The sequence below is a fragment of the Anaerosolibacter sp. genome, from assembly GCF_029240175.1.
Taxonomy (GTDB): Bacteria; Bacillota; Clostridia; order Peptostreptococcales; family Thermotaleaceae; genus Anaerosolibacter.
This window is the reverse complement of sequence record NZ_JARBTM010000011.1, coordinates 76966-93391: the sequence shown is the minus strand read 5'-3', so window position 1 is coordinate 93391 and position 16426 is coordinate 76966. Positions and strand designations below refer to the sequence as shown.

Sequence of the window (16426 nt, the reverse complement as noted above, 5' to 3'; positions counted from 1 at the left end):
GGGGAGAAATTTGTTTTATTTGGTCTAAGGTATAGAACCAGGGCACACACCCCTAATAATCATAAGTTTTAAGTCTATCAGCAAATTTTGTCTTTAACATGATAATCGCTTCTTCTAATCTTTTTTGATTTAATTCGTCAAGTTGCTCAAATATTTCGTTTAGGTCTTCAAGTTCTTGATGAAATCTTTCTAATTTATCACTCATAGCTATCCGCTCCTATTTTTCTTAATTTTCTGTATATTTTCTCCAAAAAAAAGAAAAATCCTTCTTCTCTTTATGAAATAATTTCCACTTCAAAACCAAGCTTGCCTTATTTAGTTATTTATCTCGCACCAATTTTAAAAAACTGCTCATCCCATGAGCAGTTTTTTAAAATTGGTGCGAGATAAGGGACTCGAACCCCTGACTCCTTCCACGTCAAGGAAGTACTCTACCAGCTGAGTTAATCTCGCATGTTTCTTATTATGTTATTACAATATAATCATACAACATACGCAAATCTTAGTCAATAACATCCTCGTCAATCGTAATAATCTTCCGGAAGTCATCTTTTTTCAGATGCTCTTCTAAGTATGTTATAGCTTGAATACAGACGATATATTCTTCTCTTTTTTCATTTAAATCCTTTAGCTTTCGACTTATATACGCTATAGCATCTAGTTGTTTTCTTACCTCTTCATTATTCAACATTTCCTCAAAATCACCAATCGCTTGCTCAAGCCGATGTACTCTTTGCTGTAATTTGTTCAAGATTTTCATTTTATATTCTTTCCTTCTAAATATGGATTGACCGTTAGCTCCTACTGATAAAAGTGGAATAAACCGCATCTTGAATATTATTCGCCTTACTGAGAAAACTATTCAAAAGGAGGGATATTCATGGGAGATCAAGGAAAAATATTGAAGGTTAGGAAAAATAGCCAAGGCGATATCACTGATGTAATGTTGAATGACGGAAATGTGTATTCCATTACTGACGCAATTGAACTGGCTAAGGATCATAAAATTGAAGGCGTGAATGTGGGTAAAGCGAAAAATGGACAAGAATACCTTCGTAGCAACCCTAATGATAAAAGTTCTGACAATTTAGATCGCCTTGAAACATTTTAATCATCGATGGCTGGTAAAGATCATTGTATATAAGTACACAATAAAAAGAAGTAGATACTTTCGTATCTATTATTTGGTGCGGGCGATGGGACTTGAACCCATACGTCTGTTGACACACGCCCCTCAAACGTGCCTGTCTGCCGATTCCAGCACGCCCGCATTTAGTCACTTAAATATAATATCATATTTCTTTGCCTTTGTCAATTGGTCTTTATTAAAATGTTTTCACTACCCTGTGATGCATTCAGTTGAGTGATGTACTATTTGCTTTCCTCAAGCACATACCACTGACCAATGCTGTTGTAGATATTATGAGGTTTGGGATCAATTTCTCCCTTTACATAATCCTTTACAACCAAAGCGCTATTTTCAAAATACAAACTATAGTAAGGTATTTCTTCTAAAATAGTTTTTTGCACATCTGCATACTTCTGTTTTCTACTTTCCGGTGATTTTGCCAAGGCAGCTTCTATTAGTTGTTGATCTAATTGAGGATTTTCATAGGCAATGAAATTTGTATTTCCTTTGTATGCTGAGTGAAAGATAAAACTAAGATCAGGGTCCACAGACATCTTCCATCCGCCTAAAATCATATCAAAGCCACCTGCGTTTAGTCTATACTGATATTCTTCCCAGTTTACTTTTTCAACAATGACCTCAATTCCTATATCCTTTAGCTGTGCCGCAATTTTATCCGCAGCCTCCAGCCGGTGATTATTATCATTATTTACTAATAGCTTTAAGGATAAATTTTGATTGAGTTCATTTTCAAGAATGCCATCCTTATTCTCGTCCTTCCAATTTGCATCTGCTAAGAGTTTCTTTGCTTTGTCTTGCTCTTTGCCATACTTTTGCGCCGACTCATCCTTTAGCCATGAATCTGGATGAATAGGGGTGTCCGTAACGGTAGCATGCCCAAAATATACATCATTTACAATCTCATGTCTGTCAATACCATAAGCTATGGCAGTACGAATAACCTTGTCCGAGGTGATGTTCTTATTGAAGTTAAAACCTATAAACTCGTAATCCCAATCTGTATATGCATAGGTTTTTAATGTTTTATCCTCTTCATACTTCTCCCAATCGAAATCCGTTGCCTTACTGAGAGAAGCTTCATTGGCTTCAACCGTGGAAAGAGCAGTCTCTGAGTCGGGGACAATTTTCCCAACGATCCTGGGCACATACGCACTGGTATCCCAGTAGTTTTCATTCAACTTAAGAACAATATGACTTGGTTTCGTGTAGCTTTCAATTTTATATCTACCTGTCCCTACTAGAATATCCTTCGGCTCTTTGAATACGTCATCAGGGACCCGATACTTGTGTTTAGGTATAATTGGAAATTGAAACTTTTCAATTTGATTTCCCGCTGCTGAATTTGTTTCAATGGCGATCTTATGGGAACCTAGTACAGTAACGTTCTTTATATTCTTTACAAATCCGCTATATATAGAACTCCCTGCACTAGCACTATTTGTCCGTAAAACGTCTATCGTAAATCTTACATCTTCTGCAGTAAATGGTTGCCCATCATGCCATGAAACATTATCCCTCAGCTGAAAAATCCACCCATCTCCATTATCAGTGACAGTCCACCCTGTTGCCAATGCAGGTTGTGCCTCTAATTTATTATCTAAAGAGACCAATCCATCGTAGATTAATTGATTAAAATAGAATATACTCTCATTTCTATTCAGTATTGGATTCAGGGTATTAAACTGAGTTATGGGGAGAACTATTTCTCCACCTTTCATAGGGTTTGTCACCTTTTCAATTGATTGCTCAGGATTTTCACTATCTTCAACAGGCTTGCTGCACCCGAAGAATATCATAGATAATAGTAGTAACAGTATAATACACATATTTATTCTCTTGCTGCTCAACGGAATACCTCCATCTATTCTTCTACCACTCTTTATACGTAAGTCTATAGTACCCTTCTTAATTTTTCATTTTCCACAAGTCCAGGAATCCTACCTCGTTTTGCTACTGCTTTATTGTTTACTTCCTTAATATCCATAGTCATGTCTATGGCCGATGCACCAGAAATATAGCTGCCAACACCAAAAGAGTCAGCCCCTGCATCCTTTAATATTCTTATTTTTTCTGGTGTCAAACCACCTGATACAAAAATTTTAACATGATTATATCCCTTATGGTCCAATTTATGTCTTAATTCATTTACAAGCTGTGGTGTTACACCACCTCTCTCACTGGGTGTATCTAATCGCACACCATATAAACGTTCTCCCAATGATTCTGCAATTCTGAGACTCTCCTCTACTTCATCTTTAAATGTATCCACTAATACTGTTCTTTTATGGCTCTCAGGCATAACTTGATCATACACCTTGGCTACTTCTAAAGTATCACCTGCAATCAACATGGCTGCATGGGGAAGTGTGCCTGATGCCTCTATTCCAAGCAGCTTGGAAGCTAATACACAACTTACACCTGTTGCACCACCAATAACAGCTGCACGTTCCATTACTGGAGCTACTGCAGGGTGTACATGTCTTGCACCAAAGCAGAGGAATGTTTTGTCTCCGCATGCTTCTTTTACTTCTTTTGATGCCGTAGCCCAACCGCTGGCACTCGCTAAACTGCCTAACATCGCCGTTTCAAAAACGCCAAATTCACTATAAGATCCTTTTATTCTGATTAAGGTTTCTTTTGCATTAAAAGACTCTCCCTCATCAACAGCCCATACCTCTACACGCTTATCCTTCAGCATATTTATTACTTCTTGAACACCTGCAAACACGCCAGATTTTCTTGCAAAGATTTCTGCTGTAACAATTTGGGATTCAAGGTTCATTTCTCTTAAAATATCCATGGTTCTTAAGAAATAGACATCTGTTGTACTTCCTTTCAGTATCTCCTCATGGGTACTGGAATGAATGAATCGATTCGGATCGATTTTTATATTTTTTATATCTTCAAGACTTTTCATATGTTCCATAAATTCACATTCCTTTCTTTTTCATGGGTTGACGCTACTGGAAAAACATTATCTTTCAAACTATATGTATGAACTTGTCCCAGTAAAATACATTCAACCTCGCCATATTATTATAAAAAACATCTGCAGATTGTTCAATAAAATACTAGAATAAATATATAGATAACAGTTTTTTTGCTGTTATCTATATAAAATGCTATAAATTTTAAAACTTTTCAATACTTTATCAACATATGCTCGCGTTTCCCAGAAGGGAATTTCCTTTAGAGTAACTCCATCTTGACTATATTCTGGATTGTTAAGCCATTTGTTTACATTTCCGCTGCCACCATTATATGCTGCAAGTATGAGTTGGAGTCTTCCATCAAACTCCCCCCTTAGTCTATCAATATACCAACATCCTATACGTATATTTATTTCTGGTATATATAACATATCTTCTGTATAATCATTTATTTCTAGTTCTTTTGCCGCCCATTCTCCTGTTATAGGTGCAATCTGCATTAACCCTTTGGCTTCTTTCGGTGATTTAGCCTTCTCATTAAATTTACTTTCGGTCCTAATGATCGCCGCTACCAAAAATGGATCCAAATCATACTCATTCGCGTATTTTTCCACAAGAGATTTATAGTGAATTGGATATATTATTTTCAAGAACCAATTGGTACTACTTGCTGCCGCTCCTACAATCATTACTATTATCATGACAACCAATAATCTTCTGTATTTTTTCAGATTTACAACTACCAATATAATCCCTCCGGAACGCTAACTATGAAAACGCTTAAGTTCAATTTTTAGTTGTTCTTCTAATTCTGAATAGCTTCCACTGTTATCGATAATTACATCTGCAAATTTCTGCTTTTCTTTTAACGTCATTTGAGAATTAATTCTGTTTTTAGCTTCCTCTAAATTTAAATCATCTCGCTCCATTAGTCTATTTAACTGAATTTCTGGATTAACAGAAACAAGCCATAATTCATCAACTAATTTTCTCATATTCATCTCAATAAGTAAAGCTGCATCTAGAAAAACCACATCATACGCTTTGCGCTTTGCATATGTTTCAATTGTATGCTTAATCCTATCATTTATTCTTTTATGGGTTATTTGATTCAGAGCTTTCAATTTATGTTGATCACTAAAAACGATTTTTCCTAATTGTCTACGATTCAATGAACCATCACAATTTAATATCTCATTTCCAAAATAATCAACAATTTCCTTTAAAGCAGGCTCACCCACCTCAACTATCTCTCTCGCAATAATATCCGCATCAATAACAGGATACCCATACTTTCTTAGTATATTTGTAGCAGTACTTTTACCTGATGCAATACCCCCTGTAAGTCCTATAACTCTCATAAGCTGCAGTATCCTCCTTATTTGGTATCATACCAGCTCTTACCAAGATTCATATCTACCTTTAGCGGCACATCGACATCCAATGCATTTTCCATTTCTTGCTTTACGATTTTCTTCACTTCATCGACTTCATCTTTATGAACTTCTACGATCAGTTCATCATGCACCTGTAAAATAAGTCTAGATTTTAGTTTTCTAGATTTCAATTCATGATCTACTTTAATCATTGCTAACTTAATGATATCTGCAGCACTCCCTTGAATTGGCGTGTTCATTGCAGTTCTTTCCCCAAAAGACCGCAGATTGAAATTAGTGGCATTAATCTCAGGAATATATCTTCTGCGTTTTAGAAGGGTTGTAACATAACCGAGTTTCTTTCCCTCTTCAACAATTTCCTCCATATAACGCTTTACGCCAGTAAACCGATTAAAATATTCATCTATATATTTTTGTGCCTCCTTACGTGTGATTTGGAGATTCTCTGACAAACCGTAATCACTGATACCATACACAATCCCAAAGTTCACTGCTTTCGCCCTGCTTCGCTGTAAAGAAGTGACCTCTTCCATTGGTATACCAAATACTTTTGAGGCTGTAGAAGTATGTATGTCTAAATCTTGATGAAATGCCTCTATGAGATTGTCATCCTTAGATATATGCGCCAAAACACGGAGCTCAATTTGAGAATAATCTGCATCCAATAATAAATATTCTTCATTTGAAGGAATAAATACTTTTCTTATTTCCCTTCCCAACTCAAATTTAATTGGGATATTCTGCAGGTTTGGCTCTGTACTACTGATCCGTCCAGTTGCAGTAACAGTCTGATTGAAGCTTGAATGGATCTTATGGGTTTCCTTGTTGATCACGGCTTTTAGTCCATCAATATAGGTAGACTTTAGTTTTACCAGATGTCGATACTCAATAATCATCGAAATAATAGGATGCTTTTTCTGAAGCTTTTCTAGCACTTCTATATTTGTAGAAAAACCCGTTTTTGTTTTTTTAATTGCAGGCAGTTCTAATTTTTCAAATAATATTTCTCCTAGCTGCTTAGGTGAATTGATATTGAAAGTTTCTCCTGCTTCACTGAAAATGAATTGTGTAATATGTTGAATTTTCTCATCTAATTCTATCCCCAGTTGATCTAATATTGTTTTATCAACCTTAAATCCGTTATATTCCATATCACTCAATACTTCCACTAAAGGCATTTCAACGTCTCTGAAAAGTGTATCCAATTCAGACTCCTTCAGTTTTTCCATCAATACATCTTTTACACCCATTACAGTTTCGCACCAGCTTCTCCCAAAATCAATTAATTTTTCCTCTTCAAGGTCAGCAAAGCTATGCTTATTTTTACCCTTCCCTAAAACATCTTCCTCACTGTCAATTTTTTTATTTAAGAACTCTAAAGATATATCTTGTACCTCATATGTAGTTCTGGTAGGATCAATAAGATACAAAGCGATGGCAGAATCAAACATCATTCCATTCAGCGTAATCCCATATCTTTTAAAAGCTGTTCTATCCCTTTTTAAAGAATGTCCAATCTTCTTGATTTCAGAATTCTCAAAAACCTCTTTTAGTTCCTGTAAAGCTATAGACATATCTTCTTTCTTAATATAGAAGTGTTCTCCACCACAGCTCATATGTACACCGACAATATCATCCTGAATGATATCTCCGCCATCTGTAAAGGTTCGAATACACATTTCACCTATGCCCTTTACTTTGTCTTTAAGATCTTTCCAACTATTAATGATAACAGTAGCTTTTTCATCGGCATAATCGTTCTTTTTTGTCTCTGCTTTGCTGTTCAATACAACTCGCCCCATCAAACTATGAAACTCAAGGCGTTTATATAAAGCTAAAAGTTTTTCTGCGTCTGGCTCTTCTCTCCTCAATTCATCTAAAGAAATCTCCACAGGAACGTCCACCATAATGGTTGCAAGACGTTTACTGAATACTGCTTGTTGCGCAAATTCTTCTATCTTTTCTCGAAGTTTGGCGCTTGAGATTTTTTCCGTATGCTGGATAAGACCCTCAACACTACCAAATTCTTTTAGCAATTTGATTGCTGTTTTTTCACCAACACCAGGAACCCCAGGAATATTGTCCGACTGATCCCCCATTAGCCCTTTTAAATCGATAAACTGATCCGGTGTAATTTCATATTTATCCATTACACCTTTATCATCATATTCTTCTAATGAACTAATACCTTTTTTGGTTATCAGTATTTTTGTTTTATCAGAGGCTAACTGAAGTGCATCTTTATCCCCTGTAACAACAAAAACTTCCAATTCCTTTTTTTCTGCATATTTAACAAGGGTTCCAATCAAGTCGTCAGCCTCAAATCCATCCAATTCGATTCTATGAATTTTTAATGCATCTAGCACTTCTTTCAAAAGTGGTAGCTGCTGTGCCAGTTCGCTTGGCATCTTTTTTCTGCCTGCTTTGTATTCTTCATACTCTACATGTCGAAAGGTTGGTGCTTTTCGGTCAAAGGCAACACTGATATAATCTGGTTTATAATCATCCATAATCTTATAGAGCATATTTACAAAACCATATACTGCATTTGTGTAATCACCACTTTTACTCGAAAGCAGCGGCAATGCATAGTATGCTCTATTTATTAAACTATTACCATCTATAATAACCATCTTATTTGATGTCATATTTATCCTCTCCTTTAGGTTATCGTGCCCACACGATACATCATTATATTTCCCAAATTATTCCCTAATCAATCCACATAACTATATTCTTAATCTAATCTTAAAATCCTCTTTTTCAATTGTATTATACCAGAGCCAGTTCTTCTATGGGATGTAAATCTTATAAAATTAGGAAAAACAACTTAGATTCAATCGCTGAAAATAATCAGAACTTTTGTTATAATAACCTATATAATGATAAAATGGGGGTAATAAAATGAATAGCTTCGATGAAAAATTGATCGCATATATCTCAGAAAATAGCGTTAATGCTGAGCACCTTGTTTTTATGGAGTCCTGTCATTCTGTGGCCGAAGCCGCCCACGCTGCCAATGCAGCCCCTCAAGACATCGTCAAGAACATTTGTATCTTAGACGAACAGGGGCAACTGATTGTAGCAATAATTAAAGGGGAAGACAAAATGGATCTTTCCAAGATAAAAAACTTGCTGGGGGTTAAAAAACTCAGAACTGCCACAGCAGATGAAATCCTTCAGCATTCGGGATATATCTGCGGGGGTATTCCCTCTTTTGGCTACGAAGCAATTTTCCTCATCGATACAAAGGTCATGGAAAATACCATCGTCTATTCTGGTGGTGGTTCTCAAAATTCACTTGTGAGAATGTCTCCGAAAGCTCTCTTGGACGCTAATAATGGACAAGTTGTTGATATTAGAAAATGATGATTCATATTTAATGATTAACTACCCTATTTTCATAAAAATAACTCTTCCCCCGGGGGAAGAGTTATTTTTATGAGGCATACACCGATCCTTATATTTATTCTTGTTTATTCTTTTTTCTTTTGGTCCATCTGTATAAATAGATAGTCAAAGGAATACCCATAATGAATAAAACAAGTATCACGGGTAATGTGCTGGCAATCCGAATAAATACATTCTCCGCAAATTGTATCATTTCATTCACTGTTTTTATGAACCCTTTTTGTGCCCGAAGCCATACATTATCACGAATTGGATAAATTTCTTTATCTTTTGAAGACATCTCATTGAGCGTGACATGAATGGTTGATAAGTCCACCAAATCATCCCAACGCTTCACATCTCCCGACATTCGATTGATCTCCCCACGAACTCTAGATAGTTCTCTTTCAACCTCTAGAATATCCTTCACACTCGTGGCCTTCTCCATAATTGCCCTAAGGCTTTTTTCTTGAACCTTTAAATTCTCAATTTCATCTACAGTACTTCTATATTCCTTCGTAATGTCCTGTCCGCTTATACTCGTGTTGGTAACAGTCCCTAAAGATTTAATGTGATCTAGCACTTCGGCAAATTGATTCTCAGGAACACGGATTACTAGGCTTCCCTGCTTTAGAGACTCTTCAGGATTCACCTCATTGTATTGCTTATAATAGGTATTACTATTCTCCACAAACCCGCCCCGTTCAGCGGTAATTCTTGTGATTTGGCTAAACTTGTCATCGTATTCCTCAACATTGAGATCAACATATCCGCTCTTAATAACCTTTCTATCTGATTCAGCCTCTAAAGCTGTAAACTGAGTCGTCTGATTATTTTGATCCATTACACGGTTTTCTGGTGAACCATTGTCTTGTGTTGTCTGCAGACGCTCTTCGGCTCCATAGCTTTCATCTCTTGCAGCAGTACCTACTTTCATTTTGGGCGCCTCAGGAGCGGGAGCACTTCCTGCAAATTCCATGTTAGGAGACTCCATACCTACATTCTCCTTCATTTGGCTTCCGTTAAATCTAGCTTCATTTAACAGAGACGAAGCGAGAATCAAGACAATGAATACTGCAGCCATAGATCCATATACTTTCCAATTTTTCCATTTAAACTTTTTATTGAAAGTTTCGCTACGTCCTATGTCTATTACTTGTACGTTTTCTGTAGCACGTACTAATTTTTCATGTAAGCTCACTTCAAAATCAGGAGGCAATTCAAGCATAGGCAATTCACTACACATATTTTTTATATTCAAAAGCTCTTCATAGTCCTGTCTACATTCTGCACATTCTTTAAAATGTTTTTGAAGCATTTGTTCAGTATGCTCATCTAATAGTCCATCTATATAAAGAGATATCAACTCCATAGTTTCTGTACAATTCATATAACCCCTCCTTTCTATGTTTTAGACGTATGGTTTTTGGTAAAGTTCCCTATTCGTTATAATCTCCTTTAAAGCCAGCCTGGCTCTACTTATTCTTGACTTTATCGTCCCCTGGGGGCAGTCTAATATTTCAGAAATCTGCTCATAGCTAAGTCCTTTAATATCTCTAAGAACGATCACTATTCTATGCTGCTCAGGCAATGCTTGAATCGCATCCTGAATATTTTTAATTTCTTCTTTTTTCTCTAGGATTTCTTCGGTACTGCTGCTTGGATCAACGACATCCCGGTCAATCTGACCGTCTTCCATTTCCATAGGATTATGATATGAATAAACCTGCTGTCTTTTTCTTTTCCGTAACTCGTCCAAGCAAGTATTGGTAACAATCCGGTAAAGCCAGGTAGAGAAACTGGATTGTCCATGAAACGATTGTATCGATTTAAAAACTTTGACCAAAGCTTCTTGCGTGGCATCGTTGGCATCTTCAACATTCCCTAACATTCTGAAGGCAATATTATAAGCAAGGGTCTGATGTGATCTAATCAGTATTTCAAAGCTTTCAACATCTCCCCGTTTACTCTTCTCAATCAGTTCAATTTCAAATTCTTCCACTTCCATTCACTCCTTTCCTAAAAAATAACCATTGCATTAGACGTGTATTCGATAAAAAAGTTCCATTTCCTCCAATTATTTATCTAAATTCAATTATAATATACCTTCTTTCACTATTAAATAAACAAGGAGAAAACCCATTTCACTCATCGGGATTCCTCCTTGTTTAGATTATTTTTTTCTTAGGACAATACTCGTTTCAACTTCATTTATACTTTCAGTCTTCTGCGCTTCTTTAATCTTCAGCGATAATTTTGTTTTATAAGGATTCCAAAGGATTTCATACTGGTCGCTCACATTTTCCATTAAATGAACTGTTTCAAAAGCAGAAATATCATGAAAATCCATAGACTTCAACCATGCATCAACATGATCAAAAATTTCTTCCGGAACTTGGCTATTTGGTTCGAACGCTACAGTTGGTTTTATGAATAACTCAACCTTTTTCTCTATGGAGTTCATATCATATCGGAAACCAAACAAGCTTTGTGCTTCTTCAATTTCCATATGCTCAACATTTTCTATGATTTCCACATTGCTTCCAATGGATTCTATCGGCAATACGATGGATGATAGCGTTCTTACTGGAATCATAGGTCTGTGAGTAGCAATTTTACTATGATTTGTTTCTAAAAAAGTACCGTTTAGCTTTACAAAGGAAACATCATACCATAAGTTTTCTACGGTATCATCTACGGTGATGCTTCCACCTAAGATTTGCTGTATACTTTCCAAAGAAACATAGCATCTACTATCGAAAATTCTATATTCGACGGGCGTATTTTGTATAGACAAGTAACCTTCGACAGTTCTATCAAGGATTAATCCAAAATAATCGTTCAGTACATCTTCACCAATATAGAATTTGCTGCTATCTTTGATAATTTCAGTGGTAACATGCTGCTGATTTATTATCAAAACCCATTTTTCTCCTATAACTAACATTTGATCCTTTGTTAGTTTTACCGCCCCATCAATTTTACTCCATGTTCTTTCACTTTTTAGTCCAGCTGCATCTAGATGATTTTTTATTGCCTCCTTTAAATATCTTTCCCTCTTGTACACATCAGGATAAACCATTAACATCTTTTCCTTTGTTCTATCTTGTTCAAGTACTTGAAACAAGTTATACGTCACTTCGACTGGAGTTTTATGGGTTACCTTTTCATATAGTTCCTTCACATCATAATTAAACATTCGTACACAGCCCGCTGAAGCGATTGTTCCTATGGAGTTAGGTGCACTATTTCCATGAATCCCATAATTGCCTTTAAACCCCATCCACCTTATTCCCAATGGATTATCAGCCCTTCCTCCGGGAATTTTCTTTTTTGAGTAATATGGATTCACCACTTTGTTTTGAATGGTAAAACTTCCCGTTGGAGTTCTCGTATTTGCCTTGCCTACAGCTACTGGATAGATTTTAGAAGATATACCGTCATAATAGGTCAACGTTCTGGAAGGTATATTAATTACAATTTTATTCATCAGTGACTCTTGGCTATTTCCTATGTTGAAGCTTCCACCAAACACAGCCATCATTAGCAGCAAAGTTATGACTTTCTTGACCATTGCTGTCACCCCTCCACCAACTGATACCTTAATATCTATGGCAGTACTAGGGCAAATATGCAACAAATCTACTGTCACCAGTAGATTTGCTGTGGTTATTCAACTTCACTTACAAGAATTCTTCGTTGGATTTTGTATGGATGAAAGAAAGAGTGACGAATATTTCGTTCTCTATCATAGATCACAGTAGCATGATGCATAAAGTTGTTTTTCAGAAAGTATCTTAAATCTATGGATTTTAGTACAATTTGGTCTCCTTCATTTGCTCGGAGAATATGATAATTGGTAGAAAAATCTTTAAAGTACTTACCGATATTTGTCTCTTCAAACAATTCAATCGTCTCCTGATCTGGCCTTTTAAACTTCTTTCTTTCTGTAATTTTTTTAGTCATCATATTAATCTGACCAACAATATTGTGACTATTGGTATTAACGATAAAGTCCCATTTGTAAAAAGCCAATAAGGCCGGCAACATTTCAACGTTAACTACCTTATATCCATGAGAATAGTATATTTCAATAAACTTCATGAGCTGCTGTTTTATTAGCCACCTCGAGCCTAAATATAGGATAAAAATACTTGAGACCAATAGAAGAAACCAAGGTGTATTTTGCTTATTGAATATTAGTAAAAACGCTAGTACGGTTATAACAGGATCATATAACATCAGAATTCCTATCTTGCTCTTCTTCTTTGTAAACGGCATGAGGAGCTTCGCTCCATAGGAGTTCAAAATATCAAAAAGTGTATGGGATAAACAACCTACAAAAGTCCAGAAAAAAACTTGCAGACTCGAAAAATCAGCATAGAAAAAAGACAATCCGCCTGTAATAATCGCGGCTAATCCTACCAATACAGGTATTGAATGGGTAATTCCCCTATGATGCTTTAAATATACAAAATCTCCCCACATCTTTCCAATAATATCAATATCAGGAGCCATGGCTCCTATGGCACAACCGAGACTTACTGGATTGCTTAGGGCTACCGGGTTTCCACTAAATGCTGAAATAGCCAACCCGATAACACCATGGGTAACTGGATCCATTTTATTCACCACCACAATAGTTTTTTGTTCATCTTAGTTTACCATAATACCCCATGTTCATCAATATATTTCGATAATTATGTCTATTAAAAAAGTCCTTGCAATCTATTTTCCTATGTGGTAATATATTATTTGTAAGCGCGCCGAAGTGGTGGAATGGCAGACGCACCGGACTCAAAATCCGGCGGGGTAACACCCGTGAGGGTTCAAGTCCCTCCTTCGGCACCAGTAAAGAAAGCCCAGGTTATGTAACTTGGGCTTTCTTATTTTTTGTTTCATTATGTATTTCATAAATTACTCAGCTTCTATTCTACAGTAGAAACAAGAAAGGTTATATCTCTCTAGTTCTTTTATAATATCTTCTGCCATATCTGCACCTATTTTTTCTGTCAACAGAATTAATTCTTTTTCTACTTTCAACTTGTGAAAGTCCACTTTTCTTCTCCGAAAGGCATCCTTTACTAAACTTTCCTCTGCTCCACTAGTAAGGGTGATTCGGATATAATACTTTCCTTGGATAAGTTTAGTCCCAAACGCCGCTATATCTCTACCTCTATGTACCACGTCCTTCCGATAGGAACCGCTAAGTACATCTAAGATGTCACATACAACTGCGTTTGCTGTAGCCTTCCTGCCTGCACCTTCTCCATAAAACCTTAGTTCTTTTAAGTTGTTTCCCTTGACTGAGACCATATTAAATGCATTGTCCACTTTTTCAAACTGCGTCGTGTTTTTGAAAAGTACAGGCTCCACTAGCGCAGAAAAAGCTCTATTATCTACAACCGCTTTACCTAACAACTTTACTGAATACCCCATTTCCCTAATGAATCGAATATCTGCTTTCGTGATTTGCTCAATACCCCTATACGATACCTCATCCAGATTCACATCGTTTTTGAAAGTAATTGTTGCTAAAATTGCTAATTTCCTTGCTACATCAGCACCGCCTATATCATCAGTGGGATCTGCCTCAGCATATCCTAGCCCTTGGGCAATACCTAGGGCGTCCTTAAACTCTAGATCTTCCTGCATCATCTTTGTAAGAATAAAGTTGCTGGTTCCATTGAGGATTCCTCTCACCTCTGAAAACTCATTCAACAATGTGCACTGTTTTAGAGGTTTTAATAATGGAATTCCTCCTCCAACGCTTCCTTCAAAGAGCAATGCCCTTCTATTTTTTTCTGCTAATTCAAGAAACTCTTTCATATGCTTGGCTACCACCGCTTTGTTGGCAGTCACTACATGTTTTCCATTATTCAGGGCATAGGTAATGTATTCATATGCCTCAGTGACACCGCCAATGACTTCTACAACTAGATGAATGGACGAATCATCTAGAATCTCATAGGGATCTATGGTTATGAGGTGATCAATATCTTCGATATCTCTGCACTTCATGTTATCTTTTACAAGAATTTTACTAATTTCTACACTTTCTTCGTAAAGCTCTTCTATCCTCTCCTTCTGGTTATAAATCATTTCATACACGCCTGTACCTACTGTTCCACATCCCAATAAACCAATTTTCATATTTTTTCTCCCCTCTTTAATGAATTTACTTATGGTCTTTATAAATATAAAAAAACCGCATCCTAAAATAAAGAAGCGGTTTCCGCAACAAACAACGTTGTTGTCCATACTTGCCTCTTATCTTTCAGCAAAAACGCTGCAGGAATTAGCACATTTCTAACTCAAAGCAAATCTTCAAATTAGCTGTTGCTGGGCTTCATCGGGCCAGTCCCTCCACCTCTCTAGATAAGAATATTTAATTGTTAATGAATTAAAAAATCCTTCTTAACAGCGCTAAGAAGGATTACATTCCCGTATAGTAAAGTCTCTATACCTCCCTATCGTTGTTAGCAGGACCACCTTGCTATTTCTAGCAGGTTGGCATAGGGTCATGGAGCTAACTCTCTACCCTAATTCTTGATAAGTTCTTATTCATTTACCTTATGATAGCATAGGATTTTTTCATTGTAAATACTTTTTTATTTCCATTGAACCTCTCACTATTCCAGTTGACCTCATTTAAATTCATGCCCTACTATCCGATTACACATCGATTATTCACTTTGGGACTGTAACACATATCCTCTTTAATTCATAGTGTATACTAGAAGAACAATTTGTAGGAGTTCTGCATTTATGAAAGTTTTGTAGAGGAGGTGGAATTTATGACTGATAAAAAAGCTGGTTTTGGTGATTTTTTAGGAGGGAATGACAGTTTGCTTTTCTTCTTCCTGTTGTTGGTCGTGCTATTTGGTGGTCCTATATTCGGATCAGTAATAGGGTTTGGAGATGATTCAAGCTTGTTATTCTTCTTTCTATTGCTCATCGTATTATTCTCAGGCGGCTTCTTTGGGGGCATAGGATTCTAATTTCGAAAACAAACCAATATCTATTTGAAAACAGACCGGTTTATCGGTCTGTTTTTCTATACTTTTTCAATATTTCATGTATTTTGTTATTGGCATCTACTTCATTGTTCTCATCATATTCAAAGACCCTTGTTTCTTCTTCATCAATAACCAACAAGGTAATAAGATCATCCCTTTGCCCCAGTAGATACTGCAAATCGTCTTCTCTATAAGGTTCTTTCATTAATATTTCTTTTCCTTTAAATACACCAATGACACAATATGCAGCGCCATCCTCTTCATCTTTAAATACGAATTCCATTTCATCTTCTGATCCTAGTTTTACTTTGTCTAAGTTATCACTCATATGTACTTCATCGGCATATCCGATAAATCTTTCTAAATATGGCATTCTAATAAATTCCAAGATGTATTCCTCCTAATAATTCATATATAGTATAGAAAAATTATACCACATCTTATTACAAATAGTTTTTCATTTCATTCTATATGATTTTATTTTCATTCTTATCATAAATCTTTTTTTTCATACAAAATTGAATACCTGTAAATAATAAG

Annotated in this window: 16 protein-coding genes, 3 tRNA genes and 1 riboswitch; of the genes, 4 read left to right on the top strand and 15 right to left on the bottom strand. The window is 36.1% G+C overall.

Features of this window, described 5'->3' with window-relative positions; genetic code table 11:
* Positions 1–52: 52 nt before the first annotated feature.
* From K0R93_RS09515 to K0R93_RS09505, 3 genes are all read right to left on the bottom strand, one after another.
* Positions 53–205: a hypothetical protein gene (locus tag K0R93_RS09515; protein WP_300300450.1), complete on the bottom strand. Its 153-nt coding sequence runs from the start codon at positions 203–205 to the stop codon at positions 53–55.
* Positions 206–377: 172 nt separating this feature from the next.
* Positions 378–453 (bottom strand) — tRNA-Val (locus K0R93_RS09510).
* Positions 454–502: 49 nt separating this feature from the next.
* The gene (locus tag K0R93_RS09505) at positions 503–760 is read right to left on the bottom strand and encodes a hypothetical protein (RefSeq protein ID WP_300300448.1); all 258 of its coding nucleotides are present in this window, start codon (positions 758–760) and stop codon (positions 503–505) included.
* Positions 761–880: 120 nt separating this feature from the next.
* Between K0R93_RS09505 and K0R93_RS09500 the strand changes: the two genes are divergently transcribed.
* Positions 881–1111, top strand: a complete 231-nt coding sequence (locus K0R93_RS09500) for a DUF3892 domain-containing protein (RefSeq protein WP_300300445.1) — start codon at positions 881–883, stop codon at positions 1109–1111.
* 74 nt (positions 1112–1185) lie between these two features.
* Here the strand turns inward: K0R93_RS09500 and K0R93_RS09495 are convergent.
* The 6 genes from K0R93_RS09495 to polA form a co-directional block, all read right to left on the bottom strand.
* A tRNA-Leu gene (locus K0R93_RS09495) sits at positions 1186–1270 on the bottom strand.
* A 101-nt stretch (positions 1271–1371) separates the two neighbouring features.
* Positions 1372–2997, bottom strand: coding sequence for a peptide ABC transporter substrate-binding protein (locus K0R93_RS09490; RefSeq protein ID WP_300300443.1), 1626 nt, complete (start codon positions 2995–2997; stop codon positions 1372–1374).
* 44 nt (positions 2998–3041) lie between these two features.
* Positions 3042–4076 carry a nicotinate phosphoribosyltransferase gene (locus K0R93_RS09485; RefSeq protein ID WP_300300441.1) on the bottom strand — a complete coding sequence of 345 codons (1035 nt, stop codon included), beginning with the start codon at positions 4074–4076 and terminating at the stop codon, positions 3042–3044.
* A gap of 180 nt (positions 4077–4256) precedes the next feature.
* Entirely contained in the window at positions 4257–4826 is a 570-nt protein-coding gene (locus K0R93_RS09480; protein ID WP_300300438.1) for a lytic transglycosylase domain-containing protein, read from the bottom strand.
* Positions 4827–4844: 18 nt separating this feature from the next.
* Positions 4845–5441, bottom strand: a complete 597-nt coding sequence (gene coaE / locus K0R93_RS09475; RefSeq protein ID WP_300300435.1) for a dephospho-CoA kinase — start codon at positions 5439–5441, stop codon at positions 4845–4847.
* Positions 5442–5458: 17 nt separating this feature from the next.
* Positions 5459–8125 carry a DNA polymerase I gene (gene polA, locus K0R93_RS09470; protein WP_300300433.1) on the bottom strand — a complete coding sequence of 889 codons (2667 nt, stop codon included), beginning with the start codon at positions 8123–8125 and terminating at the stop codon, positions 5459–5461.
* Positions 8126–8381: 256 nt separating this feature from the next.
* Between polA and K0R93_RS09465 the strand changes: the two genes are divergently transcribed.
* Positions 8382–8846 carry an aminoacyl-tRNA deacylase gene (locus K0R93_RS09465; protein ID WP_300300431.1) on the top strand — a complete coding sequence of 155 codons (465 nt, stop codon included), beginning with the start codon at positions 8382–8384 and terminating at the stop codon, positions 8844–8846.
* 97 nt (positions 8847–8943) lie between these two features.
* Here the strand turns inward: K0R93_RS09465 and K0R93_RS09460 are convergent, their stop codons facing one another.
* From K0R93_RS09460 to K0R93_RS09445, 4 genes are all read right to left on the bottom strand, one after another.
* A complete protein-coding gene (locus tag K0R93_RS09460) occupies positions 8944–10257 on the bottom strand; it encodes a DUF4349 domain-containing protein (protein WP_300300429.1) in 1314 nt (437 codons plus the stop codon).
* Positions 10258–10278: 21 nt separating this feature from the next.
* Positions 10279–10869: a sigma-70 family RNA polymerase sigma factor gene (locus K0R93_RS09455; RefSeq protein WP_330685127.1), complete on the bottom strand. Its 591-nt coding sequence runs from the start codon at positions 10867–10869 to the stop codon at positions 10279–10281.
* Positions 10870–11040: 171 nt separating this feature from the next.
* On the bottom strand, positions 11041–12441 hold the full coding sequence (locus K0R93_RS09450; RefSeq protein ID WP_300300424.1) for a L,D-transpeptidase: 1401 nt from the start codon (positions 12439–12441) through the stop codon (positions 11041–11043).
* Between the two features lie 95 nt (positions 12442–12536).
* Positions 12537–13490 carry a metal-dependent hydrolase gene (locus K0R93_RS09445; protein ID WP_300300422.1) on the bottom strand — a complete coding sequence of 318 codons (954 nt, stop codon included), beginning with the start codon at positions 13488–13490 and terminating at the stop codon, positions 12537–12539.
* A gap of 142 nt (positions 13491–13632) precedes the next feature.
* Between K0R93_RS09445 and K0R93_RS09440 the strand changes: the two genes are divergently transcribed.
* Positions 13633–13718 (top strand) — tRNA-Leu (locus K0R93_RS09440).
* A 66-nt stretch (positions 13719–13784) separates the two neighbouring features.
* On the opposite strand, the gene K0R93_RS09435 is transcribed toward K0R93_RS09440, so the two are convergent.
* Positions 13785–15020, bottom strand: a complete 1236-nt coding sequence (locus K0R93_RS09435) for a homoserine dehydrogenase (RefSeq protein ID WP_300300419.1) — start codon at positions 15018–15020, stop codon at positions 13785–13787.
* Positions 15021–15134: 114 nt separating this feature from the next.
* Positions 15135–15252: riboswitch (SAM riboswitch) on the bottom strand.
* A gap of 412 nt (positions 15253–15664) precedes the next feature.
* Between K0R93_RS09435 and K0R93_RS09430 the strand changes: the two genes are divergently transcribed.
* Positions 15665–15868, top strand: a complete 204-nt coding sequence (locus K0R93_RS09430; protein WP_300300416.1) for a hypothetical protein — start codon at positions 15665–15667, stop codon at positions 15866–15868.
* A 40-nt stretch (positions 15869–15908) separates the two neighbouring features.
* Here K0R93_RS09430 and K0R93_RS09425 read toward each other — a convergent pair whose 3' ends face one another.
* Positions 15909–16274: a hypothetical protein gene (locus K0R93_RS09425; RefSeq protein ID WP_300300414.1), complete on the bottom strand. Its 366-nt coding sequence runs from the start codon at positions 16272–16274 to the stop codon at positions 15909–15911.
* Positions 16275–16426 lie beyond the last annotated feature (152 nt).